Here is a 25,113-nt window from a genome sequence, read left to right as displayed (position 1 = left end):
CAAAGCGCTTATTAGCTTTGCGTCAACGTGTCACACCGCGCCTTCACGGCGTCATGCAGCAGACGGACCGCCGTTGAAAGCTGCTTACGATGTGGGCAAATCATATTCAGCGGGGCTTTCTCGCCCAGGTAATCAGGCATCAGTAGCTGCAATCGTCCATCACGCACATCCTCGCTGACATCCAGCCACGACTTGTACGCGATGCCTTCTCCGGCAATCGCCAGCCGTCGGATTACTTCAGCATCGTCGCTCATAATGGTGCCGTTAACCTGCACACTGCTAACCTCGCCGTTATGCGTAAACGTCCAGCGATCGTGCAGGCGTCCGCGTAAGACGAAGGTCATGGCGTTGAGCTGTGTTAAATCATCCGGAGTTTGCGGCGCGCCGTTTTGCACAACCCATTCCGGTGATGCCACCAGCACGCGTCGGTTACCCGGTGCGACAGGCAGCGCAATGTAAGATGCGTCTTCGGTGTTGCCATAGCGAAACGCAACATCGACGGGGTCTTTAAAGACATCCGTCACCTGGTCGGAGAAAAAAATCCGCAGGCGCAGCGCGGGATAGCGGCGTCGAAACGACTGAAAGACCGGCAGCAGTAGGTTCCGACCGAGATCGGAAGGTACGGCGATTTGCAGCGTGCCTGAAACTTCATCTTCCGGGGTCTGAATTTTTTGCAGTCCGGCATGCATCACGTCCAGCATCTGGCGGGCATAGGGTAGCCAGACCTCACCTTCCGGCGTCAGGCGCAGACTGCGCGTGGAGCGGGCGAACAAGCGGATAGCCAGCGTAGATTCCAGGCGCTTAATAGCAGAACTGACCTGAGCAGGCTGAACGCCGACTTCGCGTGCGGCATCGCTAAAACTATTTAGCGCCGCGGCGCGGACAAACAACGTGAGATCTTCAAGCCGGAACATTTTCACTCCCCGAGTATAAGTCCTGTCGCCGAAGGGCTATTTTTCCCGTTCTGCTACCGGTTTACCATCGAATTATTCAACAGATAGAAGGTTTATTAACCGGAGAGATTATGAAAGCCATCGCTATTACCCGCGCCGCAACCGACGGCAGTAACATTGAATTTTTACAAGAGATTGACCTGCCCATGCCCGTCGCCTCCGGGCACGATCTGCTGGTTGAAGTGAAGGCCATTTCCGTCAACCCCGTTGATACCAAGGTCCGCGAAGGTTTTAACGCTGATGTGCCCCGCGTGCTGGGTTGGGACGCCGTTGGCGTAGTGAAGTCCGTGGGTGAAGCAGTCACCCTGTTCGCTCCTGGCGATGAAGTCTGGTATGCCGGTGCGCTGGGTCGTGCTGGCAGTAACAGTGAATTTCAGCTGGTTGATGAACGTATTACCGCGCTGAAGCCGCAATCGCTGGACAATGCTTCTGCCGCGGCACTGCCGCTGACCGCCATCACCGCCTGGGAAATGCTGTTCGACCGTCTGGGCGTTGAGGAAAATGGCAATGAAAATGATGTGTTATTGATTGTTGGCGCTGCTGGCGGCGTCGGTTCTATCCTGACGCAACTGGCCAGTAAGCTGACCAAAATGACTGTCATCGGTACCGCTTCACGTCCACAGAGCCAGAAATGGGTACGTGAAGCAGGCGCTCATCATGTGATTGACCACAGCAAGCCGCTGATGGAAGAGCTGGCTCGGATAGGCATTAAAGAGGTGACGCACGTTGCCAGCCTGAACAATACCGAGCAGCACTACCCGCAAATTATTGCCGCCCTGGCGCCGCAGGGCAAACTGGCGCTGATTGACGATCCGCAAACCCTCGATGCACGTCCACTGAAGGCCAAAAGCATTTCGCTGCACTGGGAATTTATGTTTACCCGTTCGATGTTTACCACCCACGACATCATTGCGCAGCATCAGCTATTAACCCGCGTGGCACAGTTGATCGATGACAACACCATTCGCACCACGCTGGGCGAGCATTTTGGCGCAATCAACGCGGCGAATCTGCAAAAAGCGCACGCGCAAATTGAAACCGGTCGTTCAGTCGGCAAGATTGTGCTGGAGGGGTTTTAACATGTCTGATTCAGAGGTGATTTCAATTATTGCGGTACTGAAAGCCAGACCGGGGAAAATCGACGCACTAAAACAAGCGCTGCAGGCTCTGCTGCTGCCCACGCGCCAGGAGCCGGGCAATATTGACTATGCCCTGTTCCAGTTGCGCGACACACCGGATGTCTTCTACGTTCGTGAATCCTGGCGCGGTCAGGCCGGTCTGGACGAGCATATCGCCCTGCCCCATTTCCAGACGTTTATTCTGCAAATGAACGAGCTGCTGGCCGAACCGCTACGACTGGATTATCTGACGCCGATTACGCCGTAAGATAACTGCAGAAGCCCCCTGCGGTGTGGGGGGCTGTGCCCGTCATGTCTCACTCGCTTCGCTATCTCTGCTATGATGCCTGCACACAAATAAAACAAAACAACATGCAGAGGGAAAGATGAGTTCCACCAGAAGAGGGATGATGAACGTCCTGATTGCCGCCGTATTATGGGGAAGTTCAGGCGTTTGCGCGCAGTACATCATGGAACAAAGCCAGATGTCGTCGCAGTTTCTGACCATGACGCGCCTGATTTTCGCGGGGCTCATTCTGCTGATGCTCTCTTTCGTTCACGGCGACAACGTATTCTCCATTATCAAAAACCGCAAGGACGCCATCAGCCTGCTGATTTTTTCCGTGGTCGGGGCACTCACCGTACAGCTAACCTTCCTGCTGACCATCGAAAAATCCAACGCCGCCACCGCGACGGTGCTGCAATTTTTGTCACCGACCATTATCGTGGCGTGGTTCTCCGTGGTGCGCAAAGCGCGGCCGGGGGTTTTAGTGCTGACGGCGATCTTCACCTCGCTCATCGGTACTTTCTTACTGGTCACCCACGGTAACCCGACGTCGTTATCTATCTCAGCTGCCGCGCTGTTTTGGGGAATAGCCTCGGCGTTTGCCGCCGCGTTCTATACCACCTACCCCTCAACGCTCATCGCGCGCTACGGCACGTTGCCGGTCGTCGGCTGGAGTATGTTAATCGGTGGAATGATCCTACTGCCGTTCTATGCCGGGCAGGGAACTCATTTCGTGGTGAATGGCAGTTTAATTCTGGCGTTTTTCTATCTGGTGGTCATCGGCACGTCGCTCACGTTTAGCCTGTACCTGAAAGGCGCGCAGATGATTGGCGGACCGAAAGCGAGCATTTTAAGCTGCGCGGAACCGTTGAGCAGTGCGTTGCTGTCCCTGCTGCTGTTAGGCATCACCTTTACCCTGCCAGACTGGCTGGGTACGCTTTTGATCCTCTCATCGGTCGTGCTTATCTCAATGGACTCACGTCGCCGCGCCAGAGCGGTTTAACCCCAACCGGCGCGGCAACGGGTGATGATTACCAGCCCGGAACTGCGCCGCCGTTAAAGATAGTTTCTGCCGCCTTCGCCACTTCCGGTGACTGATAAGATTGCAGGAATTCTTTCACATTCTCGGCATCTTTATTGTCTTCTCGCGCCACCAGAATGTTCACGTACGGTGAATTTTTGTCTTCGATAAATACGCTGTCATGTACCGGAGAAAGCCCGGTTTGCTGGATGTAGGTGGTACTGATAATCGCCACATCCACTTTTTGATCGTCCAGCACGCGCGGTAGCTGCGCCCCTTCCAGTTCCATAATTTTCAGATGTCGCGGATTATCCGTAATATCCAGCGCCGTTGGCAGCAGGCCGGTATCCGCTTTCAGAGTGATTAACTTCTCTTTTTGTAGCAGCAACAGCGCCCGCCCAAGGTTGGTCGGATCGTTAGGTATCGCAATCGTCGCACCGTCTTTTAGTTCAGCAACAGTTTTGATTTTCTTCGAATAACCCGCCATCGGGAACACAAAGGTATTGCCCACCGCTACCAGCTTATAGCCGTGCGCTTTATTATCTTGTTCAAGGAACGGACGATGCTGGAAGACGTTGGCATCCAGCTCACCATGATTAGTGGCATCGTTGGGCAGCAGAGAACCGCTAAATCCCACCAACTCCACCTCCAGGCCATATTTTTCTTTAGCGACTTTCTTCGCGACTTCCGCCACATCCTGCTCTGCACCGTTAATCACGCCCACTTTAATATGCTTTGCATCATTGTTCTGCTGATCGCATCCTGCCAGCAATAATCCCGCCAGTAATAACGCCGCCCCAGCCCCGAAATAAGGTATCTTCAGTTTCACGTTTTTTCCTTTTGCAATAACCGCCTGATGAGTAATGAAATGACTATAGCGGGAAGGCCGCTGCGGTTTAAAAAACGAAAAAGCATCAGCAAGAAGAAAAAAGCATAATGCGAAAAGGAAAATGAGTCGGAAGGTGCCGTTAGGTCATCCCTTTTGCAGTCCTTCCGGTCATCAAAACGTTTTCGACAAATAATGGCGCGCGGAACCGGTTTCTGGAAAGTTATCGAGGGTCATTTGCAACTGATAGCCATTTTTCTGATAAAACGGCAGCGCCTGGAAACTCATCGTGTCCACCAGCGCATGCAGGCATCCTCTCTCACGCGCCGTCTGTTCAGCGGCCTGCATCAACTTTGTGCCGTAACCGCCTTTACGCAGCGAGTCATGCATCCACAGGAAATCAATGCACAGCCAATCGCCTTTGATTTTACCGATCAGCCCGCCCAGTATTTGATTGTGCTCATCGCGCCAGTACACCGCCAGGTCGCCAAAATTGGTGGTCCTCAGGAACTGGCGATTGTAGGCGCGCAATCCAACAAGCAGAGCATTTTGATCGTCTTCAGTAATGGTATCTGTAATCTGTATTTGCATCCTATCCTCCTGAAAAACTAAAACTTCTGGCTGATTTTCTTTTTAGAAATTAACACAGGCTGATGAGTGAGGCGCATGCCGTCTACACTTACTCTTGAGATGATGCGCATCGACAACAAGGATTATTATCATGAAACAAGCCGTTTTACCGCTTATTGCCATTCTTTTCATGCTGCCGGGTTTGGCGCAGGCCGATTCGGCTTATGGCTCTCTACAGTCCGTTCATGAAAAAAACACCGTATTGAAGGATTTACGCAAGATTTGTACCCCGCAGGGGTCGCCATCGGATGAGGTGTGGGAAAAAACGATTATGGCTGATACGCGTAATCAGCAACACATCCGCGAAGCCATTCTGGCAATACAAAGAAACAATCAGAACAACTACTGGGAAGCGCTGGGCAAAGTTGAATGCCCGGATTTGTAACTATCGCATTGAAAAACGAGTGCTGTAACCGGTTTCTGTTTTGCAAAATCGCCTATTGTGTAGGGAAATGAAACACATCAAGGAGCAAGATAATGCGATACCGTTTTCCCGAAAACTTTTGGTGGGGCAGTGCCTGCTCGGCGCTGCAAACCGAAGGGGATAGTCTGAACGGCGGCAAAAGCCAGACGACATGGGACGTGTGGTTCGACCGCCAGCCTGGGCGTTTCCATCAGGGGGTTGGCCCGGCGAACACCTCGACCTTTTATCAGCACTGGAAACAGGACATCGCACTGCTCAAACAGCTGAAGCACAACAGCTTCCGCACTTCAATCAGTTGGTCACGACTGATCCCGGACGGTACTGGCGACGTCAACCCGCAGGCAGTTGATTTCTATAACAACGTCATCGATGAGCTGCTGGCGCAAGGCATTACGCCATTTATCACCCTGTTCCACTTCGATATGCCGATGGTGATGCAGGAGAAAGGTGGCTGGGAAAACCGTGATGTGGTTGAGGCGTTTGGTCGCTACGCACAAACCTGTTTTACCTTGTTCGGCAATCGGGTGAAGCACTGGTTCACCTTTAACGAACCGATTGTCCCGGTAGAAGGCGGCTATCTGTATGACTTCCATTACCCTAATGTGGTGGATTTCAAACGCGCGGCCACCGTGGCGTATCACACCGTACTGGCGCATTCCACGGCAGTGCGCGCATATCACGCCGGTAGTTATGACGGTGAAATCGGTGTGATCCTGAATTTAACGCCCTCTTATCCGCGCTCACAACACCCGGCGGATGTAAAAGCTGCGCACCATGCGGATCTGCTGTTTAACCGCAGCTTCCTTGACCCGGTGCTAAAAGGTGAATATCCGGCGGATCTGATAGAGCTGCTAAAAGAGTATGATCAACTCCCAGCATGTCAGCCAGGCGACAGTCAGCTCATCGCCGATGGCAAAATCGACCTGCTCGGTATTAATTATTATCAGCCGCGCCGCGTGAAATGTCGTGATACTGCCGTCAATCCTGACGCGCCGTTTATGCCGGAGTGGCTGTTTGATTATTACGAAATGCCGGGGCGTAAAATGAACCCTTACCGTGGCTGGGAAATTTACGAGCCAGGTATTTACGATATTATTACTAATCTGCGTGATAACTACGGCAACCCGCGCTGTTTTATTTCTGAAAACGGCATGGGAGTCGAAAATGAGCAACGTTTTATTCAGCAGGACCAAATCAACGACAGCTACCGTATTGAATTTGTTTCCGCGCATCTTAAATGGCTACATAAAGGCATTAGCGAAGGGTGTAATTGTCTTGGCTACCATATGTGGACCTTTATTGATAACTGGTCCTGGCTCAACGGATATAAAAACCGCTACGGTTTTGTCCAGTTAGATTTAGATACGCAAAAACGTACAGTGAAGAAAAGCGGCGAATGGTTTGCCCATACCGCCGAAAACAATGGTTTTGATTGATTCAGCCGTCAGATAGCGGTGTTGCCTGAAAGCTGCGCGCCATCAGGCAACAATCTCACTGTATTCTGACCTTCATCGTGACCAGAAGCGCCGTCAGCAGCATCAGGCTGCCGGAAAGCATCAGGGGCGAAAGCAGTCCGAGGTTATCGAGCGCATAGCCTCCCACCGCTGCCCCGCAGGTATTGGCAAGCTGGATCACGGCGACCTGGACGGATCCGGCTTTTTCTGCCTGATCGGCAAGCGATCGGGTGATCCACGTCGACCAGCCGACCGGAACCAACGCAAACGCCAGGCCCCAGATAATCGCAATACCTGCCGCCACAACTTTGTCGCTACCCCACAGGATCAGGACCAGCGCGCTAAGCGCCAGCACCAGCGGCGCACCGGCTAAGGCCAGTTTGACCGAGCGCTTCAGAACTACCGAGGAGAGCGACGTCCCGACAAAGCTGGCGATACCAAAACTCAGCAGCACCAACGTCAAGCCATCAACTTCAAAGCCTGCCAGATTCATATAGATCGGGCGAATATAGGTAAAGAAGGCGAACTGTCCGGCAAAGGACATAAAGATGGCAATCATCCCGGCCATCACCCCTGGGCGCTGCAACAGGCTGAACATATTTTGTTTCTGATGCGAAGGTTCACCTGGCAACGACGGCAGCGCTCTCACCACCCAAATCGTGCACAGCACGCCCATTACCGCCGCCGCATTAAACACGTTGCGCCAGCCGATAATACCGCCCAAAAAACTCCCCAGCGGCGCGGCAATCACCAGCGCGACAGAGACCGCGCCAAAAATCACCGACAGCGCTTTCGGTACCGTACGGGCGGGAACCAGACGCATGGTCAGCGACGCTGACATCGCCCAGAATCCGCCAAGCGCCAGACCGAGGCAGGCGCGGCCAATGAGCAGCAGTGAAAAAGAGTTGGCAAAGGAAACCAGCAGGCAGGAGAGCGTCAGCAGCACCGAAAACACGATCACCACGTAGCGACGATCGGTCGCCTGGATAATTTGCGTCACAAACAGGCTGGCGAACATGGCAACAAATGCCGTCACAGTCACCGATTGTCCGGCAACACCTTCAGAAATCCCCAGATCCTGCGCCATCGGCGTTAACAGGCTAACGGGCAGAAACTCAACGGTTATCAGGCAGGCAACGCAGAACGCCACAGCGAATACCGCCGACCAGTTCGGTCGGGCATTTGCCTCAGCGCGGGATTTTTGTTCAACAGCTTCACTCATTTTGTTACCTGCGTGGGGTTATTGCAGAAAAGTTACGCAGTGTAACACTAAATTTGTGACGCATTTAACGTTTTGGCAACTACTTTCATCTTACACAAAATCCAGGCCACACGGATTTTTAAAGATGAAACGCGACTCTTTTACCTGTCGGTAACTTAACATCAATGCTCAGTTCGCCACCTAACGCTGTGACATAACGCTTAAGCGTCGACAGACGAGGATCGTTATCCGCCTGTTCCATTTTTGCGATTGTTGGCTGCTTAACGCCCATTGCCGAGGCAAGTTCCGCCTGAGAGAGATTCAGTTCTTCCCGTAACATATTTAACGCAATCACCTGACGTAGCACTTCTACTTTTTCAGCAATGCGCTCCTGGCTTTCCGGGCTTTGTTTCGCCATCAATTCTTTAAGCGTCGCCATAATTTTCCTTACTTATTAAGGTGATTTCGGTACTCAGCGTCAGCAAGCCTGATCATCTCTTTATAGAATTTCTTCTCGTTTAACCCTGTTTTATCGCCTGCGCATAACACGATGCCATGGCGAGAAGGATCAAACACGAAGAACGCCCGAATCGGGTTGCCCTGATGCTGCACTCGCAACTCTTTCATATTTGAAAAAGCAGAAGCATTTACCGTATCAGCAAACGGCCTGCCTAACTGAGGACCATACTCGGATAAAATCATCATCGCTGCGAGCATATCTTCCTTGAGCGCCTCGGTCTGTACGTCAAACCATTTATCGAAAACATCCGTTGTTTCCACTTCCCACATCAACGATCCCTCATAGCTAATAAGCTATAGGTAAATTATAGCCCATTAGCTATTAAATCAATTTATATTTGCACAATTAATTCGCCAACAGGCATGACTGTCAGTGCAGCCAGTGCACGCCATCTTCGGGCTGGAAAAAGGCGTTATAGCGCATCTGAAACGCATTAAACTCCTGCATATCCGGCTCTATCTCGCGCAGAAAACCGAGCGCCAGACGCACCTGTGCGTCAGTAATCGGCGTGGCCAATCGGGCTTTTTGCAGCCAACGGTGCCATTGCAGCAGATTCGACTCACTGCCGTCGACAATAACGATTTGCCAGATCAACAACACCTGGGCAGCATTTTGCAGATGCGATTCATCTGGGCGGTGGAGGTACTGTAAAAAAGCCTCACCCTGTACTTTTCCCATCTGATCGATCATCGACTCTACCGGCACAACATCAATATTCAGTCGCTCGCTCAGACGGCGAATTGCCCGTCGAGATCCGGACGTCAACACCCGAAAACCCACTACAAAAACAACGACCAATGTGGCCAGCATTATCCAAATCATGCGCACATCCATTACCAGACAGGATGCCCATCATAACGGCAAATTCCTCTCTGTCGACGACTGAACGTATCAACACGATTCAGGATGGATCCGCGACATAAAAAAGCCCGCCATCCAGGCGGGCAAAAGTTACCAATGCACACTTAACTTAAGCGACTTTCAATTGTTGAATTTTTTTCTCGCGGCGAATTTTACGTTCTTCAAACACGGCCACGATGGCCATCAGGCAGATACAACCGATGGCGGCGGTATCCAGCGCGGCGAACGTGCCCGCCCAGCCGGTCAGACCAAAAATCGGCGTGCCGTCGGCAATCATCCCCAGACCCAGCTTGGCGAAGCTGTCACCAATCAGATATGCGAAGGTGCCTTTAATCCCGTCGGCTGCGCCGATCGCTTTTTTCGGTACGAATCCGACGGCTGCAACGCCGATTAACAGCTGAGGACCAAACACCAGGAAGCCCAGCGCAAACAGCGAAGCCAGATAGACATACTGGTTGCTGGCGTGCTGATAAACGCCCAGGGTCGCGATAATCAACGCCAGCGCCACACAGGCTACCAGCGCACGACGACCGTTAGCCAGGTCAGAGAGCCAACCCCACAGTAACGTGCCGACCAACGCGCCCACTTCAAACAGGGTAAAGCCCTGAATCGCCACCTCTTTGGAGAGCTTCAGCTCCTGGAAAGCGTAGACAGTGGACCACTGGTCGATACCGATGCGCACCACGTACAGGAAAATGTTGGAGAAGCACAGCAGCCAGATCACTTTGTTTTTCAGCACGTATTCAACAAAGATCTGCCATTTGGTCATCTCATTTTCTTCAGTCTCTTTGTCCTCTTCGCTTATCTCCTCGCCGAACAGCTCTTCAGCTTTACCGAGGCCATAAGACTCCGGGGAGTCGCTGCCGTAGCGCAGGCCGATAAAGCCGACAATCAGGGCGATAATTGACGGGAAGATAAACATACCAATGACGTGACCGTCGAACAGATAGTTGGCGCCAAACAGCGCCACGCCAGCCGCACCCGCACCACCGAGGTTATGGGAGATATTCCACATGCCGAGGTAAGAACCCCGCTTGCGACGCGGCGTCCATTTGGTGATGGTGGAATAGCTACACGAGCCACCGGTACTCTGGAAAAAACCGCTCAGCGCGTAGAAGGCGATCATCAGGAACAGGCTGGTTGAACCCGCCCCCATGCTGGCGCTGAAGCCGAGCATACAGATGGCGGAGAGGATCAGCATAAACGGCAGGAACTGCTTGGTATTTTTGCCGTCTGCGTAGTAGGAAACCAGCGTTTTACCCACGCCGTAGGTGATGGAGAAGCCCAGGCCAATCATCCCCAGCTGCGTCATGCTCAGCCCGTAGGTGGAGATCATGTCGTTCTGCGCGATGTTGAAGTTTTTGCGGATCAGATACATGGTCAGGTAGCCAATAAAGACCACCAGATAGGACTGCATGAACGGTTTGAACCACATTTTGCGCCGCACATCGAGCGGCAGATCCAGGGTCGGCTTGCGTACCTGGTTTAGAAAGGCCAGCATTTGACACTCCCGAGCTAATTTTTATACCTGCGAATGGCAGGCATTGTAAAAATCAGCCGGGAGACGCGCCTGAGACAGCGTCCAGGTGAAACCGGGAAAATTTCTTAGTTTTGCCCTACTCAGGGCAAAAAGGTGAGGTGCATCACGCTTCGTTGAGTTCGCGTGGAGCCTGGGCGTTCAAAAACGGCAGCAGCAGCAGCGCGGAAATCCCCGCCGCAATGGCGATCACCACAAAGAATCCGGTCCAGTGCCAGACCTCCATCACCTTCGCCAGCGGCCAGCCGGAAAGCGATGCCCCCAGATAGGCAAACAGCCCGACAAATCCGGTTGCCGCGCCCGCTGCCTCTTTGTGCGAGCACTCCGCCGCCGCCATGCCGATCAGCATTTGCGGGCCGAAGACGAAGAATCCGGTGGTGAAGAAGCACGCCGCCTGCATCACGTAACTGGCGAACGGCATCAGCCACAACGAGCCCACGGAGAGCAAAATTCCGGCAGCAAAAATCAGGTTCATTGGACCGCGGTTGCCGTTAAACAGTTTGTCCGAGCCCCAGCCTGCGACCAGCGCGCCGATAAATCCGCCCAATTCGAACATGGTCACGGCGGTATTGGCGGTCACCAGATCCACGCCGAGCGTCTCCGACATATACAGATTGCCCCAGTCGTTGATGGCGGCGCGGACGACGTACACCAGCACGTAACACAGCGACAGCAGCCAGATATAGGGATTCAGCAATACATAGCGGGTGAGGATCTCTTTACGGCTCAGCCCTGCGCCTTCCTGCTGCTGGGCGATTTCCAGCTCATCATGGCGCCAGTCGCCAATCGGCGGCAGACCAATCGCCTGCGGCCTGTCGCGCAGCCGCCAGCAGAGAAAAACCCCCACCACAATCGCCAGCAGCCCGGCGATCATCATCCCGGCACGCCAGCCGTAGTGCAGCGCCGTCGCCGCCATCACGATAGGGATCAGCGCCCCGCCAACATTGTGCGCAGTATTCCACAGCGCCCACCAGCCGCCGCGTTCGGTACGCGAATACCACGCAGTCAATAAACGCGCGCAGACCGGCGACCCCCAGCCCTGGAAAAAGGCGTTCAGCGCCCAGAGCACCGCAAAAGCCCAGAGCGAGGTGGAGAAGCCAAACAGAATGTTCACCACGCCGGTGGCGATAAGCCCAAACCCCATAAAATAACGAGCGTTGGAACGGTCACTGACGATACCGGAAACAAACTTCGACAGGCCGTAGGTGATGTAAAACAGCGTCGCCAGCAGACCAATGTCGCTGCGGGTCAGCACGCCGCTGGTGAGGATATCCGGTACGGCGGCGTTGAAGCTCTTGCGTGTGAAATAGAACAGCGCGTAGCCGAGCCAGATAGTGGTCAGAATATGCCGCCGCCAGTAGCGGTAGAGGGCATCCACTTCACGCTTATCGGTGATGAGCGGCGCGCTGACTGGGGCTTTTAAAAACGAAAACATGACCGCTCCTTACACATAACGCTGGGGTAACGACACGCTGACCCGCGTGCCGTGCGTACAGGAAATCGAGAGCGATCCCCCGAGGGCGGTAATACGTTCACGCATCCCGGTGAGGCCAAATCCCTGCTGATTCGACCCCGGCGGCAGGCCGCTGCCGTCGTCCTCAATCACCAGCATCAGCCGTTCATCCTGCTGCCAGCCCTGAAGCGTCACCGCGCTGGCGTTGGCGTGCTTAACGATGTTGTTCAGCCCTTCCTGACAGACGCGAAACAGCGTCACCCGCTGACTTTCGCTGAGTGCAGATTCGTCAATTCGCCAGTCAAGGTGGCTGACAATGCCACGGCTTTCCAGCTCCATTTCACGCATCAATGAGCGGATCGCTTGTTCCAGCGTGAGATCATCCAACTGGCGCGGACGCAGACGACCCAACAGACGACGCACAGAATCGTACACGCCAAGAGAAAGTTGTTCGATATGCGCCCCGCTACGCTTCACCCCTGCGTTTTCCGGCGCCAGTCGCTGGACAATGCCCGCCTGGGTGCGAATGGCGGTGATGGTCTGACCGATATCATCGTGCAGTTCGCGCGCCACATCCCGGCGCACGCTCTCTTCCGTCTCCAGCAGGCGTTCAGCCAGACGGTGGTTGCGCGCTAATTCGTTTTGCAGCGACTGGTTAAGCTCGCGCAGACGCTGGATCCCCGCGCCGAGCAGCAGCCCGGTCAGGCTTTGCACCAGCAGGGAGAGCAACAGGTCGACGGGATGATCGTGCCAGGTCTGGCTGGCAATCAGCGCAATGGCGTTCATTAACGTGGCAATCAGCGCTCCCTGCCAGCCGTAGTGCCAGGCGAGCGCAATGATCGGCAGCGCGAGGCAAAACGGCGTGAAGCGCGACAGTTCATCGGGCAGGCCAAGCTGCAACCACAGGCTGACGCTAAACAGTAGCAGATACCAGACCAGATGCCGCCCGCGCCAGTTCACCGGCTGAGACACCACCGCCGGGCCCAGCGGCAACCAGGTGGTGCTGGTAAGATAGTGCCAGAAAACCAGACAGATCGGGGCCAGCGTTAATCCACCGGTGAGCGTCAGCAGTAGGGCATTCCACGCCTCTTCGCCTTGCCCAAGCCAGGGCAGCGATTGCAGCAACGCCGCCGCCGTCAGCGCCGCGCCCTGCAACAGCAGCGTGCGCCAGTCGCGCTGATGGCGGTAGCGCGAAATCAGCATCACCGGGAGTAACGTGAGGAAGCTCCCGATCATCAAAAGTAGCAAGTGAGCCAGCGCCACTTCCTGCGCCAGCCAGAAAAGAAGCAGCCATTCCGCACCCAGCAGCACCGGCCAGTAGCCGCGTGGACATTGCAGCATCAGCCCCAGACGCAGGCCAAACGGAAACAGCAGTACCGCCAGCTCCGGGCGCTCAACCAGGTGCAGGCTGATACTCCACAAGCAGAACCACGCGGCAGAGAAGATAAAGAAGCAGGCAACAACGGTGATTAACCGGGAACAGAGCGTGTTCATTGCCAGCCGTCAAACATCCGGCGGGCCAGTTCGACATCGTTGCTAACGCCCAGTTTTTCCATCAAGTTAGCGCGATGCACGTGCACCGTTTTCGGCGACAGGCCCAGTTCGGCGGCAATCTCTTTTACCGCCATGCCTTGCGCCAGTTTCTCCGCCACCTGACGTTCGCGTTTGGTCAGAGGATCCTGACGACCAGCCGCCAGTTTGACGGCGATATCCGGCGTCAAATAGCAGCCGCCGGTCGCCACGGTATGCACCGCCGCGATCAGCTCATCAGGACTACAGCGTTTAGAAAGGAAACCACGCGCGCCCGCGTTGAGCGCCTGCTCCACCAGCGCCGGGCTGTCGTGGACGGAGAGCATGATAATCGCCATCCCTTTTGGCAACTGGCTTAACAGTTCAAGACCGGAGATATCAGGCATCGAGATATCACAGATACATACCTGCACGCCACGTCCCGGTAATCCCGCCAGCGCCTCGCTGCCTGAGCCGAACTCAGCCACAACCTGCAAATCAGGTTCCAGCCCCAGCAACTGGGCAAAGCCGGAGCGGACGATAGTGTGGTCGTCGATAAGGGCAACGGTGATCATGGGTTCTGTCCTGGGGGATAAAAAACGTGCTTACCTTAACGATATACACTTTATCCTTCAAGCAGCCTCTGCGTTGGCTTGGTCTGCTCACCCGAGTCACTGACTTGAGTAAGCTCCTGAGGTGAGCAGACTTGCCGCCTTATGCAGCTTGAAGGATTTTGTGTTCCGACGCGCTGCTGTTTAAGCCTTGAGCGATCAGGCGATGCCAGTTGTGACGGTAAATGTGCGGGTGTGCTGCGGTTCTAGCTGAATCAACGTGCCTTTTCGCTGTGCCGCCAGGAAGCCTTCAGGGCGACAGGTCGCAGGTAGGGCGAAGGCTGCCACCTGCTGATCGCCGTTATAGAGGATCCAACGGGTGACATAATTCAGCTCCGCGCTGAAGAAACGCGTCACGAACGTGGTGCCATCAGGTGCGATCATGCGAAATTCAGGCTTGTCCGTGTATCGGTCCAGTTGGTCAGCGAAGAAAACGATTTCCGGATCGTAAAAATCGGGCTCGTTGAGGCGCCCCAGCGAGGCCTCGCCCTGGATGATCCGCTGATTAAACGCCAGCCACTGCTCGGTAGGTTTAACATGCGCGGGTACCGACTCACGCAGCTTCATGGCTTCATCCGGGATATTCTGGCTGAAGGTCGCTTCCGGTACGTAGGCATAGTTCATATGGCACATATACTGTAAAGGCATTGCCACTGAGGCGAGGTTGGTGACCGCCATCTGAATATCAAACAGCGCACTCGCTTTGCGCATAACCACCGCAGGATGCGCCTGATAATGATGACCGAATCCCATCACATACTCGTAGCGTCCGCTCACGCGCAAATTCTCTCCCTCCAGCTCCAGCCAGGCCTCATCCATCGCGGCACAGGCCATTTCGCCATGCAACGGGTGAGAATCTTCCGGCGAAGGGCAGCCATTAGCCAATATACCCGAGTGGAAAGCAAAGCAGCCGTATGTCGCTACCACTTCCGCAGCCGGTTTCGGCTGACTGAACATGTTGCGCATGGTCAGTTCATGCCCGTCAAACTGAGCATCCCAGATCATCTGCCCCATCCAGGGCAGAATAACCAGATGTCCACGACTGTTTTCTACCTTCAGCCCTTCCACACCGCTGGCGTAACGAAATGTGGTAACCGTGAAGTCGCTATTCTTCAGTAAGATTCGCGGATGCTCTGCAAAGAGTTCCCGCCACAGCGTGATACGTGTTGTCATGATCGCTCTCCTCAGGAAACAGTCGCTTCAGCCAGGTTATTGCGCACTTTGCTTTCACACCAGAAGTAGATACCGACGTACACGAAGCACAACATGGAGACCAGGAACGAGAGTTGTAGCGAGTGGAACATATCGGCCACATAGCCCTGAATTGCCGGAACCACCGCTGCACCAACAATGGCCATGACAATGACTGCTCCCGCCATTTCAGTATGTTCGTTATCCACGGTATCTAGCGTACCGGCATAGATTGTCGCCCAGCAGGGTCCAAACAGGACGCTCACCAGTACGGCAACGTACACGGCGCTGAAGCTTGGCGCCAGCGCAACATAGACCAGAAACAGTGCGCCAATGATGGAGTAGAGGATCAGCACTTTTTCCGGATTGAAGCGTGTCATCAAGATGTTGGCGATAAACTTGCCGATAAAGAAGCAGGCAAAGCTATAGACCATGAAGGTTGAGGCGTCGCGCTCGTTGATATCACCCAATTCCAGCGCCAGACGGATGGTAAATGACCACACCGCGACCTGCATCCCCACGTACAGGAACTGCGCCACAATCCCACGGCGGAAACGGGCATTGCTGGCCAGATAACGCAGCGTATCCATCGCTGACGGACGTTTATGACTCGCCGTTTGCGCGACTTTACAGGTCGGGAAGCGGGTCAGCAGGAACAACACCATCACCACAACCAGCACCATAATCATGTACTTGTAAGGCTCAAGGGTATTTTCCAGCATCAACACTTTAAAGTTGTGGATCTGCTCCGCGTTCATCCCAGCCATCTGTTTTTCCAGACTCTCGCCTTCAGAGAAGACCAGATATTTACCCAGCAGAATACCGGCGGCTGCACCAATGGGGTAAAAGGTCTGGCTGATGTTCAGGCGCAGGGTGGCATACGCTTTTGGGCCAATCATGGAGCTGTAGGTGTTGGCTGCAGTTTCCAGGAAGCTCAGGCCAATCGCAATCGCAAAAATTGCCGCGAGGAACATGGTGTAGGTGGCCATGTGCGATGCCGGGAAAAAGAGCGTACAGCCAACAATATAAAGGGTCAGTCCCATTAAGATGGCGATTTTATAACTGGTCTTTTTAATCACCAAAGATGCCGGAATCGCAATTAAAAAATAACCGCCATAAAAGGCACTCTGAACTAATGCCGAAGCAAAGTTGCTGAGTGAAAATACGCTTTTGAATTGCGTAATCAGAATATCATTTAATGCGGCTGCGCATCCCCATAAAGGGAATAAACAGGATAACAAAATAAACTGGAACAGAGGCGTCTTATTCAGATAGCCGTCGGGCATCTGAATGATGTTTTTATCGTTCATAGTGCTACCTTTTACAATGCAGGAGTATTATTCGTTTAAGGTAAGAAACTCATTAAATTGTTCGATGCTTGGATAAGATGATTGAGTGCCTTTCCCGGTAACGCTGAATGCAGCGAAGAGAGCGGCTTTTTTCATGGCGGCTTCGACATCACCGCTTTGAACGTAATAGTGGGCAAAACAACCGATGAAAGCGTCACCTGCGCCACTGGTATCGACAGCGTTCACTTTAAACGCCGGGACATGGACTTCCTGGTCACGCGTCATCCACAGAGCACCTTTCTCCCCCATGGTGACGATAATATTGTTCAGACCTTTATCGACCAAAGAACGTGCCGCGGCGCGAATATGGTCATAGGTATCCACCGGCATACCGGTTAATATTTCGAGCTCGGTTTCATTTGGCACGAAGAAATCGCATTTACAGGCATAAGACATATCTAATTCCCGTAATGCAGGGGCGGGATTTAATAAGACTTCAATACCGTGTTTTTTACCGAATTCAATCGCGTGATAAACCGTTTCCAACTGTACTTCCAGCTGCAGGACAATAAGTTGACACTTTTTCAGATCTTCCGCCGCGCGATCGATATCTTCCGGGGAGAGAAACTTGTTGGCACCTTTAATAATCAGAATGCTGTTGCTGGAGTTTGCATTAACAAAGATCGGTGCAACGCCGCTGCTGGTGCAGGGTACCTTTTCGACATAGGTCGTATTAATCCCCCAGGATTCGAGATTACGAATGGTGTTATCCGCAAAAATATCATCACCGACTTTCGTCAGCATCAGCACTTTGGAATTGAGCTTAGCAGCCGCAACGGCCTGATTTGCCCCTTTACCGCCACAACCAATTTTAAAGGCGGGTGCTTCCAGCGTTTCCCCTTCTTTGGGCATCTGGTTGATGTAGGTGATGAGATCCACCATGTTGGAGCCAATAACCGCGATATCCATTTTACTACCTCTCAGAAACAATCACACAACAATGATATTAAAATAACATTATCATGTTACTTTCGTATCATTTGTGACTAGGATCGCGATTGGAGGATCATTTTATTGTTTATTTATTATGCTAAATGTTGCGTCTCTATCACACTCAAAATGATTAACTTGCTTACAATTGACTGAAAACTCGCTGCTTATAATCAATAAAACGTGTAAAAACACGCTTTTATTTCCCAATGGTCAGACGTATAGTAATGCAGCAATGTCATGTTCCCAGAAACACATAAATGTTACTGAAGGAACATGAAAACATGATTCGTGGAGAGTGTGCATGGAAACCAAGCAAAAAGAACGTATTCGACGTCTGATGGAATTGTTGAAGAAGACCGACAGAATCCATCTGAAAGAGGCGGCGCGCATGCTGGAGGTTTCCGTGATGACCATCCGTCGGGATCTCAGCCAGGATGACGAACCATTGCCGCTTACGCTACTCGGTGGTTACATCGTGATGGTGAACAAGCCCGCCACCCTCGTTAACGCTCCGCTCCCCGTGCAAAAGCAGTATCATCGCGACGATTTACCGGTTGCCATTCTGGCCGCGGGACTGGTCAGTGAAAACGATCTGGTCTTTTTTGATAATGGTGCCGAAATGCCATTAGTCGTCAGCATGATCCCGGACGATATTACCTTTACCGGAATTTGCTACTCACACCGGGTATTCGTGGCGCTAAATGAAAAACCCAACGCCACGGTGATTCTTTGCGGGGGCACCTATCGGGCGAAAAGTGATGCCTTTTACGACACCAACAATCCCTCTCCGCTGGATGCGCTCAACCCACGAAAAGTGTTTATCTCTGCCAGCGGAGTCCATGAGCATTTCGGCGTTAGCTGGTTCAATCCGGACGATCTGGCCACCAAACGCAAAGCGATGGAACGCGGATTGCGCAAAATTCTGCTGACCCGCCACGCCCTGTTTGATGAGGTTGCTCCCGCCAGCATTGGCCCGCTCTCTACTTTTGACGTACTGATAAGCGATCGCCCGTTGCCGGCAGATTACGCAACCCACTGCCGGAACGGTTCTGTCAAAGTCATCACCCCGGATTCAGACGGCGACTAACTCACTCAAAGAAAACCGTGATTTTGTTAAACATCGACGGGTCGGACTGGTTGCGGGCCACTTTCACCACATCTTCCAGCTTGTCGATCTGGCTTATCATCTGCTCAAGACGCTGATCGTCGTTGACCAGTAGCCAGATGCGGCTCTTGTCGCTGTCCTGAATCGGTAGACAGAGAATGCCTTCCACGTTGAACGCGCGGCGGGCAAACAGCCCGCAGACGTGGGTCATTACGCCCGGATGGTTGCGTACGGTGAGTTCCAGGATTACGTTGTCATGAGTCTGCTGTTGCATGGCTTATTCCCCCACCATTTCTGTGTTTGCCGCACCCGGCGGCACCATCGGGTACACTTTTTCTTCGGCATCGATGCGCACGTGGATCAGCGCAGGTCCAGGGCGATTAATAATCTCCTGCAACGCTGCCTGTGGATCCGCTTCGTTATTCAAATCGCAGGTTTCGAGGCCAAACCCGGCGGCTATCTGCATAAAGTTAATCATCCCCGGATATGTCGCTGCAAAAACGCCCTGCTTATAGAACAAACTCTGCTGCTGATACACCAGACCCAACGCTTCGTTATTCATCAGGATGATTTTAATATCCAGCTGATTTTCGCTGGCCGTCGCCATTTCCTGAATATTCATCATCAGGCTACCGTCGCCGGAGAAGCACAGCACCTTTTTGTCCGGGTTGACCAGCGCTGCGCCAATTGCCGCCGGCAGGCCAAAGCCCATGGTTCCCAGACCGCCGGAGGTCAGCCACTGACGCGGACGGTTCAGCGGGTAAGCCTGTGCGGCCCACATCTGATGCTGGCCTACGTCGGTGGTGATAATGGCATTGTCATCCACGCAGGCCGCTACGGCGTTGATCAGCCCATAGTGGCTGAGCGGGTCGCTTTCCTGCGGAATGCTGCAGGGGAATTCGCGTTGTAAATCGGCCACCATTTGATGCCACGACTCTCGCGGCTGCGCGTCAATTAATGGGATCAGTTGTGCCAGAACCTCATCGACATCCGCCTGAATCGCCACGTGTGGTTGTTTGATTTTACCCAGCTCCGCGCGGTCGATGTCCACGTGGATGATTTTGGCGTTCGGACAGAACTGCTCGGTTTTACCAATCGCCCGGTCATCAAAACGTGCGCCCAGAACAATCAATAAGTCCGCTTCTTGCAGAATAAAGTTAGTGCTGCGTGCGCCATGCATACCCAGCATGCCTAACGACAGCGGATGCGCTTTCGGCAGCATACCGAGCGCCATTAAGGTCATGGTGGTGGGCAGCATGGCTTTTTCTGCCAGTTCACGAACCCGCTCAGGCGCGTTAATCACGCCGCCGCCGAGATACAGCACCGGACGCTGTGCGGCGTTAATCATAGCTGCGGCATCGCGAATGCTGTCCTGGCTGAACGCCGGTGCCGCCATTTTCTGCGCGGGCTCCGGCATCTCTTCAATTTCAAAAACGGCGGTTTGAATATCCTTAGGAATGTCTATCCACACCGGGCCCGGACGGCCGGACTGCGCAATGCGGAACGCATCGCTCATGACCTGCGGTAATTCACTGATATGGCGGACCAGATAGTTGTGCTTGGTGATGGGGATAGAGATGCCGTAGGTGTCGACTTCCTGGAAGGCGTCGGTCCCGATCATTGAGGCCGGAACCTGCCCGGTGATACACACCAGCGGGATAGAATCCAGCCGCGCGTCGGCAATGGCGGTCACCAGGTTGGTCGCGCCCGGTCCGCTGCAGGCCATACAGACGGCGGGTTTACCATCGGTTCTCGCCATCCCCTGCGCGATAAACCCCGCGCCCTGCTCGTGGCGCGCCAGGATATGACGGATTTGCGTGCTTTGGCTCAAGGCGTCATACACGGGAAGAATCGATCCGCCAGGAATACCGGTGACCACCTGAATCCCCTGGCGTTCCATGAAATGAACGATGAATTCTGCGCCCGTAAAACGCGTACGCTTGGATGTTATGCCCGAACTTGCCATGCTCCAGTCCTTTTATTCTGGGCCTTTGCTTCGGGCAGGTCTCTTAAACGAAAAACCCCGCCCGGTTTGCGCCGGCGGGGTTTTGGAATCGTGTGTTGATCCGGACCCTACGGCGCATTGCCGACGACCACCACCACACGCACGACGACCGCTGCGCGAGATGGCGCAGTTTTTAGTAGGGTCGCAGTCAGCATGGAAGGGTTCATTAGGGACCTGTCTGTTTGTTGATTAACTGGATTTATACAAACACAGGTTTTTCAGCGTGACAATGGAAAAATTTTCATCTGCATAAAAATGCGTCAACGATCACATTTCGCTGTGCAGAGTCGGAAAACAAAAAACCCCGCCGGAGCGAGGTTTTTTTCAGCGCTGTGCGGTTGGTAGCCGCCGAACACACTGTGTTATGTCAACGGAAAAAGTATACGCGTTCTGCGAAGAACACGCAATTTCGGCACGAATTTTGATGGTTTTGAGTATGGAACATGAATGACACAACGTCCATAAAATACTGTTAATTTATACAGTGTTTATCTATAATGTCTCGGTACGCAATGTGTTATGCGGGGGGCCGCATCGTAAACCGGCGCATCAAAGTCCTGGCTGAAACGGGTGGTGCCGTCAGCGCCTTAACCCCCGTGTGAGCACACTGTGTTATGTCAACAAAGGTGCTGGCAACAGGCAGCGGCGAGGTACGTCAGCACCGTGCTCCTTGTACCAAAAGGAGAGCGTATGAGCCTCGTGGATATCGCTATTCTTATCCTCAAACTCATTGTTGCAGCACTGCAACTACTTGATGCCGTTCTGAAATACGTTAAGTAATTCGGATTCAAGTCGCACCTAAGGGGAGCGGGTAACACTCCGCTCCCCTTTCACCTTCTCCCTGGTGCTTGTCTCGCGCCAATATGTTACGTTTTTATGACATTCTCAGGGAAGAACGCCACCATGACGCTTTCTGTTTTCTGCATTTTGCTGTTTGCCGCGCTGCTGCATGCCAGTTGGAATGCCATTGTTAAAGCTGGAAACGATAAACTGTACTCGGCGATTGGCGTCAGCGGCTCCGCGGCGATTATGGCATTGATCTGCTTACCCTTCGCGCCTCAGCCTTCCGCCGCCAGCCTGCCGTTTTTGGCCGTCTCAACCGCGTTGCAAGTGGTGTATACGGTCCTGGTCGCCAAAACCTATCAGGTTTCGGATATGAGTCAGACCTATCCTCTGATGCGTGGAACAGCACCGCTGCTGGTTGCGATTATCAGCGTCTTGTTCCTTGGCGATAACCTGTCTGTGTTTGCCTGGGTGGGGATTGCTACGATCTGTCTGGCCATTCTAGGCATGGCATTTAACGGACGCAGCAGCTCACAACGCGGGATCGTACTGGCGCTCATTAACGCCTGCTTTATCGCTGGTTACACGCTGGTTGATGGCACCGGCGTACGCTTATCAGAAACCGCGCTCGGTTATACGCTGTGGACCTTCTTTCTGAACGGTTCCTGTCTGCTGGGCTGGGCGATGATCGCCCGGCGCCGGGAAGCGTCACGCTATCTGGTACAGCAGTGGAAGAAAGGTATTCTGGGCGGGATTGGCACGATGGGTTCTTACGGTCTGGCGCTGTGGGCCATGACCCAGGCTCCGTTGGCGGTGGTCGCAGCGCTGCGTGAAACCTCCATTCTGTTTGGTGCTCTGCTCGCCTGGCTGCTGCTGAAAGAAAAGGTTGCCGGAATACGCCTTATCGCGGCCGCCGGTATTGCCGTAGGCGCTGTCTTACTTCGCTTGTCATGATCGCGCCGTAAAGCCGATGCAATCCGGCAACATTTGTTGCCGCTTTTTGTTTACATTTCCTGCCGTTCATCGCGTAAACATTCCAGCCCACTATCTGGCCTTCTTTTTCTGTTGTGGTAGATTCCACGCGCATTTACGGGAAAGTACAGCACCTTATTCTTCTTTTTTCTCTTTTTTAAAAGTAATCAGCGAAATGAAAAGGCATAGAAGCGTCAATTTGTTGTTGATGTTGGTATTACTGGTGGCGGTAGGTCAGATGGCGCAAACCATTTATATCCCCGCGATTGCTGATATGGCGCGTGAACTGAACGTTCGCGAAGGAGCGGTGCAAAGCGTAATGGCCGCCTACCTGCTGACCTACGGCCTGTCACAACTGTTTTACGGCCCACTTTCCGATCGCGTTGGCCGCCGTCCGGTGATCCTCACCGGAATGTCTATTTTTATGCTGGCCACGCTGGTCGCGATTACCACCCACAGCCTGACGGTACTGATTATCGCCAGTGCAATCCAGGGCATGGGCACAGGCGTCGGCGGTGTAATGGCGCGAACCTTACCGCGCGATCTGTACGAAGGTACGCAGTTGCGCCACGCGAATAGTTTGTTAAACATGGGGATTCTGGTGAGTCCGCTGCTGGCCCCGCTGATTGGCGGCATGCTGGATACCCTGTGGAACTGGCGCGCCTGTTACATTTTCCTGCTGGTTCTGTGCGCGGGCGTCACGTTTAGCATGGCGCGCTGGATGCCAGAAACGCGTCCTGCGGGCGCACCGCGTCCACGCCTTATCGCCAGCTATAAAACGCTGTTTGGTAACAGTTCTTTCACCTGTTACGTGCTGATGCTGATCGGCGGCCTGGCGGGCGTTGCGGTCTTCGAGGCCTGCTCCGGGGTATTGTTGGGCGCAAGGCTCGGTTTAAGCAGCATGGTGGTCAGTATCCTGTTTATTCTGCCCATCCCGGCGGCATTTTTCGGCGCCTGGTTCGCCGGTCGCCCGAATAAGCGTTTCTCGACGCTGATGTGGCAGTCGGTTATCTGCTGTCTGGTAGCCGGTTTAATGATGTGGATCCCGGGCCTGTTTGACGTGATGAACGTCTGGACGCTGCTGATTCCCGCCGCACTATTTTTCTTCGGTGCCGGGATGCTGTTTCCGCTGGCAACCAGTGGCGCAATGGAGCCTTTCCCATTCCTGGCAGGCACTGCCGGTGCGCTGGTTGGGGGATTACAGAATATTGGTTCCGGCGTGCTGGCGTGGTTTTCTGCAATGCTGCCGCAGACCGGGCAAGCCAGTCTGGGCCTGCTGATGACCCTTATGGGACTGTTGATTTTTGTTTGCTGGCTTCCGCTGGCGTCACGCGTGTCGCATCAGGGGCAGGCGGTTTAAGCGTATGATGGCCCGGCTTATCGCCGGGCTTTTCGCATTCAGGCACGATCATCGTCGTAAGTAACGGCTCCAGCGCCGGACGCCAGGCGCCTTCCTCGCCATCATAAAACTGCGTATCCGCATTGATAGCATAGGGAATTTTCGCTTTTTTCAGTTCGCACGCCATAAATTGGGCAAACGCCATTTGCGAGGCAGAAGGCGCGTTCCTGATGGTTTCTCCTGGCGACCAGCCTCCCACCCAACTGACATGACCCGTTTTCTGCTGCCAGTGAAGGGCGGTATTGATACGGGCGCGAATAGCGGCCTTTTCTGCCGCTGTGCCTGAGGTCCACGGATATTTACCGTTATTTTTCAGCGGCCCCCACGGAAAAATATGCCATTGAGCCAGCACGGTATTCTGACTTTGCGGCGGCAGTTTCAGGTCAGGCAAATCTTCCGGCGCGGCGCGTAGTCGCGGCGCGATAAAAATCATCCGCTGCGGGTCGATGGTATGGACAGTACGAATGGTTTTGTCATACACCCGATTGAGCGATACCTGATTATGGTTGAGCTTATCAGAGGGTTCGTATATCAGGTCGAAACCCAGCAACGGCGAGCTTTGACCAAAGTAATGCGCCACCGCCACCCACCAGTTAACCACCTCTTTTTCGTTACCGGTACTGGGATCTTTTTTATATTCGTCAGCCTGATAGGCAATTATCGGGATCACGCCATACTGCTCGCAGGCTTCCACCAGCTTGCGCAGATGTATAAGCCGCGCCTCCGTAGGCTCTCCCGCCACGCGAATGCGCACGTGGGTTAACCCTTTCGCCTTGTAATCCCGCACCACCAGCGGATCGAATTCACGGATACCCCGATCGGTGCGCGCCCAGTCTACGTCCATCCCAACGCCAAGCTGCTGCGCATACTGCGCCGCAGTCAGCACAGGTTGCGCGGCACACACGGTGGCGCTGGCTAACAGTAAAAGGGAAACAATCGGCTTTAACACGGTCGTCCTTACGCAAATCATCA

General features: G+C 53.7%; 27 protein-coding genes. 9 read left to right on the top strand and 18 right to left on the bottom strand.

Features of this window, described 5'->3' with window-relative positions:
* Positions 1 to 11: 11 nt before the first annotated feature.
* Positions 12 to 914, bottom strand: coding sequence for a LysR family transcriptional regulator (locus HVZ52_RS00255; protein WP_101700905.1), 903 nt, complete (start codon positions 912 to 914; stop codon positions 12 to 14).
* A gap of 110 nt (positions 915 to 1,024) precedes the next feature.
* On the opposite strand from HVZ52_RS00255, the gene HVZ52_RS00250 reads away from it, so the two are divergent.
* The 3 genes from HVZ52_RS00250 to HVZ52_RS00240 all read left to right on the top strand — a co-directional run bounded on the left by HVZ52_RS00250 (position 1,025) and on the right by HVZ52_RS00240 (position 3,360).
* Positions 1,025 to 2,032 carry a zinc-binding alcohol dehydrogenase family protein gene (locus HVZ52_RS00250; protein ID WP_016155033.1) on the top strand — a complete coding sequence of 336 codons (1,008 nt, stop codon included), beginning with the start codon at positions 1,025 to 1,027 and terminating at the stop codon, positions 2,030 to 2,032.
* A gap of 1 nt (position 2,033) precedes the next feature.
* Positions 2,034 to 2,339 (top strand): putative quinol monooxygenase, encoded by a 306-nt coding sequence (locus tag HVZ52_RS00245; RefSeq protein ID WP_181598731.1) that lies wholly within the window; start codon positions 2,034 to 2,036, stop codon positions 2,337 to 2,339.
* Positions 2,340 to 2,457: 118 nt separating this feature from the next.
* Positions 2,458 to 3,360: a carboxylate/amino acid/amine transporter gene (locus HVZ52_RS00240; RefSeq protein ID WP_016155035.1), complete on the top strand. Its 903-nt coding sequence runs from the start codon at positions 2,458 to 2,460 to the stop codon at positions 3,358 to 3,360.
* 28 nt (positions 3,361 to 3,388) lie between these two features.
* On the opposite strand, the gene nlpA is transcribed toward HVZ52_RS00240, so the two are convergent.
* Together nlpA and HVZ52_RS00230 are read right to left on the bottom strand one after the other, a co-directional pair.
* Positions 3,389 to 4,207, bottom strand: coding sequence for a lipoprotein NlpA (gene nlpA / locus HVZ52_RS00235; RefSeq protein ID WP_016157795.1), 819 nt, complete (start codon positions 4,205 to 4,207; stop codon positions 3,389 to 3,391).
* Positions 4,208 to 4,378: 171 nt separating this feature from the next.
* Positions 4,379 to 4,795 carry a GNAT family N-acetyltransferase gene (locus HVZ52_RS00230; RefSeq protein ID WP_019078024.1) on the bottom strand — a complete coding sequence of 139 codons (417 nt, stop codon included), beginning with the start codon at positions 4,793 to 4,795 and terminating at the stop codon, positions 4,379 to 4,381.
* Between the two features lie 130 nt (positions 4,796 to 4,925).
* On the opposite strand from HVZ52_RS00230, the gene HVZ52_RS00225 reads away from it, so the two are divergent.
* Positions 4,926 to 5,219, top strand: a complete 294-nt coding sequence (locus HVZ52_RS00225; protein WP_019078023.1) for a YicS family protein — start codon at positions 4,926 to 4,928, stop codon at positions 5,217 to 5,219.
* Between the two features lie 92 nt (positions 5,220 to 5,311).
* Entirely contained in the window at positions 5,312 to 6,694 is a 1,383-nt protein-coding gene (locus HVZ52_RS00220) for a glycoside hydrolase family 1 protein (RefSeq protein WP_016157797.1), read from the top strand.
* Positions 6,695 to 6,749: 55 nt separating this feature from the next.
* Here HVZ52_RS00220 and nepI read toward each other — a convergent pair whose 3' ends face one another.
* The 11 genes from nepI to rbsK form a co-directional block, all read right to left on the bottom strand.
* Positions 6,750 to 7,934, bottom strand: coding sequence for a purine ribonucleoside efflux pump NepI (gene nepI / locus HVZ52_RS00215; RefSeq protein ID WP_016155040.1), 1,185 nt, complete (start codon positions 7,932 to 7,934; stop codon positions 6,750 to 6,752).
* A gap of 118 nt (positions 7,935 to 8,052) precedes the next feature.
* A complete protein-coding gene (locus tag HVZ52_RS00210) occupies positions 8,053 to 8,352 on the bottom strand; it encodes a helix-turn-helix transcriptional regulator (protein WP_016157799.1) in 300 nt (99 codons plus the stop codon).
* Between the two features lie 8 nt (positions 8,353 to 8,360).
* On the bottom strand, positions 8,361 to 8,702 hold the full coding sequence (locus tag HVZ52_RS00205; protein ID WP_016157800.1) for a type II toxin-antitoxin system RelE/ParE family toxin: 342 nt from the start codon (positions 8,700 to 8,702) through the stop codon (positions 8,361 to 8,363).
* 100 nt (positions 8,703 to 8,802) lie between these two features.
* The gene (locus HVZ52_RS00200) at positions 8,803 to 9,255 is read right to left on the bottom strand and encodes a DUF1198 family protein (RefSeq protein ID WP_016157801.1); all 453 of its coding nucleotides are present in this window, start codon (positions 9,253 to 9,255) and stop codon (positions 8,803 to 8,805) included.
* Positions 9,256 to 9,403: 148 nt separating this feature from the next.
* Entirely contained in the window at positions 9,404 to 10,795 is a 1,392-nt protein-coding gene (gene uhpT / locus HVZ52_RS00195; protein ID WP_003023929.1) for a hexose-6-phosphate:phosphate antiporter, read from the bottom strand.
* Positions 10,796 to 10,937: 142 nt separating this feature from the next.
* Positions 10,938 to 12,266, bottom strand: a complete 1,329-nt coding sequence (locus HVZ52_RS00190; protein ID WP_049042685.1) for an MFS transporter — start codon at positions 12,264 to 12,266, stop codon at positions 10,938 to 10,940.
* A gap of 9 nt (positions 12,267 to 12,275) precedes the next feature.
* A complete protein-coding gene (gene uhpB / locus HVZ52_RS00185; protein WP_075848948.1) occupies positions 12,276 to 13,778 on the bottom strand; it encodes a signal transduction histidine-protein kinase/phosphatase UhpB in 1,503 nt (500 codons plus the stop codon).
* Positions 13,775 to 14,368: a transcriptional regulator UhpA gene (uhpA, locus tag HVZ52_RS00180; protein ID WP_016155044.1), complete on the bottom strand. Its 594-nt coding sequence runs from the start codon at positions 14,366 to 14,368 to the stop codon at positions 13,775 to 13,777. The genes uhpB and uhpA overlap by 4 nt, the downstream gene beginning before the upstream one ends.
* Positions 14,369 to 14,563: 195 nt before the next feature.
* Complete coding sequence (locus HVZ52_RS00175) at positions 14,564 to 15,577, bottom strand: aldose 1-epimerase family protein (protein WP_181598730.1); 1,014 nt, start codon at positions 15,575 to 15,577, stop codon at positions 14,564 to 14,566.
* A gap of 11 nt (positions 15,578 to 15,588) precedes the next feature.
* A complete protein-coding gene (gene fucP, locus HVZ52_RS00170; protein ID WP_181598729.1) occupies positions 15,589 to 16,905 on the bottom strand; it encodes an L-fucose:H+ symporter permease in 1,317 nt (438 codons plus the stop codon).
* Between the two features lie 27 nt (positions 16,906 to 16,932).
* On the bottom strand, positions 16,933 to 17,853 hold the full coding sequence (gene rbsK / locus HVZ52_RS00165; RefSeq protein ID WP_003827124.1) for a ribokinase: 921 nt from the start codon (positions 17,851 to 17,853) through the stop codon (positions 16,933 to 16,935).
* A gap of 325 nt (positions 17,854 to 18,178) precedes the next feature.
* Here rbsK and HVZ52_RS00160 point away from each other — a divergent pair, with 325 nt between their 5' ends.
* On the top strand, positions 18,179 to 18,964 hold the full coding sequence (locus HVZ52_RS00160) for a DeoR family transcriptional regulator (RefSeq protein ID WP_019078017.1): 786 nt from the start codon (positions 18,179 to 18,181) through the stop codon (positions 18,962 to 18,964).
* Between the two features lies 1 nt (position 18,965).
* Here HVZ52_RS00160 and ilvN read toward each other — a convergent pair whose 3' ends face one another.
* From ilvN to ivbL, 3 genes are all read right to left on the bottom strand, one after another.
* On the bottom strand, positions 18,966 to 19,256 hold the full coding sequence (gene ilvN, locus HVZ52_RS00155) for an acetolactate synthase small subunit (RefSeq protein WP_003023914.1): 291 nt from the start codon (positions 19,254 to 19,256) through the stop codon (positions 18,966 to 18,968).
* A 3-nt stretch (positions 19,257 to 19,259) separates the two neighbouring features.
* The gene (gene ilvB / locus HVZ52_RS00150) at positions 19,260 to 20,948 is read right to left on the bottom strand and encodes an acetolactate synthase large subunit (protein ID WP_016155049.1); all 1,689 of its coding nucleotides are present in this window, start codon (positions 20,946 to 20,948) and stop codon (positions 19,260 to 19,262) included.
* A 107-nt stretch (positions 20,949 to 21,055) separates the two neighbouring features.
* Positions 21,056 to 21,154, bottom strand: coding sequence for an ilvB operon leader peptide IvbL (gene ivbL / locus HVZ52_RS00145; RefSeq protein ID WP_003827118.1), 99 nt, complete (start codon positions 21,152 to 21,154; stop codon positions 21,056 to 21,058).
* 523 nt (positions 21,155 to 21,677) lie between these two features.
* Here ivbL and tisB point away from each other — a divergent pair.
* The 3 genes from tisB to emrD all read left to right on the top strand — a co-directional run bounded on the left by tisB (position 21,678) and on the right by emrD (position 24,102).
* Positions 21,678 to 21,767 carry a type I toxin-antitoxin system toxin TisB gene (gene tisB / locus HVZ52_RS00140; RefSeq protein ID WP_003023909.1) on the top strand — a complete coding sequence of 30 codons (90 nt, stop codon included), beginning with the start codon at positions 21,678 to 21,680 and terminating at the stop codon, positions 21,765 to 21,767.
* 123 nt (positions 21,768 to 21,890) lie between these two features.
* A complete protein-coding gene (locus HVZ52_RS00135) occupies positions 21,891 to 22,724 on the top strand; it encodes a DMT family transporter (protein ID WP_181598728.1) in 834 nt (277 codons plus the stop codon).
* A gap of 193 nt (positions 22,725 to 22,917) precedes the next feature.
* Positions 22,918 to 24,102: a multidrug efflux MFS transporter EmrD gene (emrD, locus tag HVZ52_RS00130; protein ID WP_016157807.1), complete on the top strand. Its 1,185-nt coding sequence runs from the start codon at positions 22,918 to 22,920 to the stop codon at positions 24,100 to 24,102.
* Here the strand turns inward: emrD and HVZ52_RS00125 are convergent.
* Positions 24,029 to 25,111 carry a cellulase family glycosylhydrolase gene (locus HVZ52_RS00125; protein ID WP_181598727.1) on the bottom strand — a complete coding sequence of 361 codons (1,083 nt, stop codon included), beginning with the start codon at positions 25,109 to 25,111 and terminating at the stop codon, positions 24,029 to 24,031. The two genes, emrD and HVZ52_RS00125, sit on opposite strands and share 74 nt — an antisense overlap.
* Positions 25,112 to 25,113: the final 2 nt, after the last annotated feature.

The sequence above is a fragment of the Citrobacter sp. RHB36-C18 genome, from assembly GCF_013814485.1.
GTDB lineage: Bacteria > Pseudomonadota > Gammaproteobacteria > Enterobacterales > Enterobacteriaceae > Citrobacter > Citrobacter braakii.
The sequence above is the reverse complement of the archived record's forward strand: the minus strand, read 5'-3'. Positions and strand labels throughout refer to the sequence as shown.

Coding starts and splice junctions, on each gene's coding strand:
- HVZ52_RS00255 (WP_101700905.1), bottom strand. CDS start 914: ATGTTCCGGCTTGAAGATCTCACGTTGTTTGTCCGCGCCGCGGCGCTA.
- HVZ52_RS00250 (WP_016155033.1), top strand. CDS start 1,025: ATGAAAGCCATCGCTATTACCCGCGCCGCAACCGACGGCAGTAACATT.
- HVZ52_RS00245 (WP_181598731.1), top strand. CDS start 2,034: ATGTCTGATTCAGAGGTGATTTCAATTATTGCGGTACTGAAAGCCAGA.
- HVZ52_RS00240 (WP_016155035.1), top strand. CDS start 2,458: ATGAGTTCCACCAGAAGAGGGATGATGAACGTCCTGATTGCCGCCGTA.
- HVZ52_RS00230 (WP_019078024.1), bottom strand. CDS start 4,795: ATGCAAATACAGATTACAGATACCATTACTGAAGACGATCAAAATGCT.
- HVZ52_RS00225 (WP_019078023.1), top strand. CDS start 4,926: ATGAAACAAGCCGTTTTACCGCTTATTGCCATTCTTTTCATGCTGCCG.
- HVZ52_RS00220 (WP_016157797.1), top strand. CDS start 5,312: ATGCGATACCGTTTTCCCGAAAACTTTTGGTGGGGCAGTGCCTGCTCG.
- nepI (WP_016155040.1), bottom strand. CDS start 7,934: ATGAGTGAAGCTGTTGAACAAAAATCCCGCGCTGAGGCAAATGCCCGA.
- HVZ52_RS00210 (WP_016157799.1), bottom strand. CDS start 8,352: ATGGCGACGCTTAAAGAATTGATGGCGAAACAAAGCCCGGAAAGCCAG.
- HVZ52_RS00205 (WP_016157800.1), bottom strand. CDS start 8,702: ATGTGGGAAGTGGAAACAACGGATGTTTTCGATAAATGGTTTGACGTA.
- HVZ52_RS00200 (WP_016157801.1), bottom strand. CDS start 9,255: ATGATTTGGATAATGCTGGCCACATTGGTCGTTGTTTTTGTAGTGGGT.
- uhpT (WP_003023929.1), bottom strand. CDS start 10,795: ATGCTGGCCTTTCTAAACCAGGTACGCAAGCCGACCCTGGATCTGCCG.
- HVZ52_RS00190 (WP_049042685.1), bottom strand. CDS start 12,266: ATGTTTTCGTTTTTAAAAGCCCCAGTCAGCGCGCCGCTCATCACCGAT.
- uhpB (WP_075848948.1), bottom strand. CDS start 13,778: ATGAACACGCTCTGTTCCCGGTTAATCACCGTTGTTGCCTGCTTCTTT.
- uhpA (WP_016155044.1), bottom strand. CDS start 14,368: ATGATCACCGTTGCCCTTATCGACGACCACACTATCGTCCGCTCCGGC.
- HVZ52_RS00175 (WP_181598730.1), bottom strand. CDS start 15,577: ATGACAACACGTATCACGCTGTGGCGGGAACTCTTTGCAGAGCATCCG.
- fucP (WP_181598729.1), bottom strand. CDS start 16,905: ATGAACGATAAAAACATCATTCAGATGCCCGACGGCTATCTGAATAAG.
- rbsK (WP_003827124.1), bottom strand. CDS start 17,853: ATGGATATCGCGGTTATTGGCTCCAACATGGTGGATCTCATCACCTAC.
- HVZ52_RS00160 (WP_019078017.1), top strand. CDS start 18,179: ATGGAAACCAAGCAAAAAGAACGTATTCGACGTCTGATGGAATTGTTG.
- ilvN (WP_003023914.1), bottom strand. CDS start 19,256: ATGCAACAGCAGACTCATGACAACGTAATCCTGGAACTCACCGTACGC.
- ilvB (WP_016155049.1), bottom strand. CDS start 20,948: ATGGCAAGTTCGGGCATAACATCCAAGCGTACGCGTTTTACGGGCGCA.
- ivbL (WP_003827118.1), bottom strand. CDS start 21,154: ATGAACCCTTCCATGCTGACTGCGACCCTACTAAAAACTGCGCCATCT.
- tisB (WP_003023909.1), top strand. CDS start 21,678: ATGAGCCTCGTGGATATCGCTATTCTTATCCTCAAACTCATTGTTGCA.
- HVZ52_RS00135 (WP_181598728.1), top strand. CDS start 21,891: ATGACGCTTTCTGTTTTCTGCATTTTGCTGTTTGCCGCGCTGCTGCAT.
- emrD (WP_016157807.1), top strand. CDS start 22,918: ATGAAAAGGCATAGAAGCGTCAATTTGTTGTTGATGTTGGTATTACTG.
- HVZ52_RS00125 (WP_181598727.1), bottom strand. CDS start 25,111: ATGATTTGCGTAAGGACGACCGTGTTAAAGCCGATTGTTTCCCTTTTA.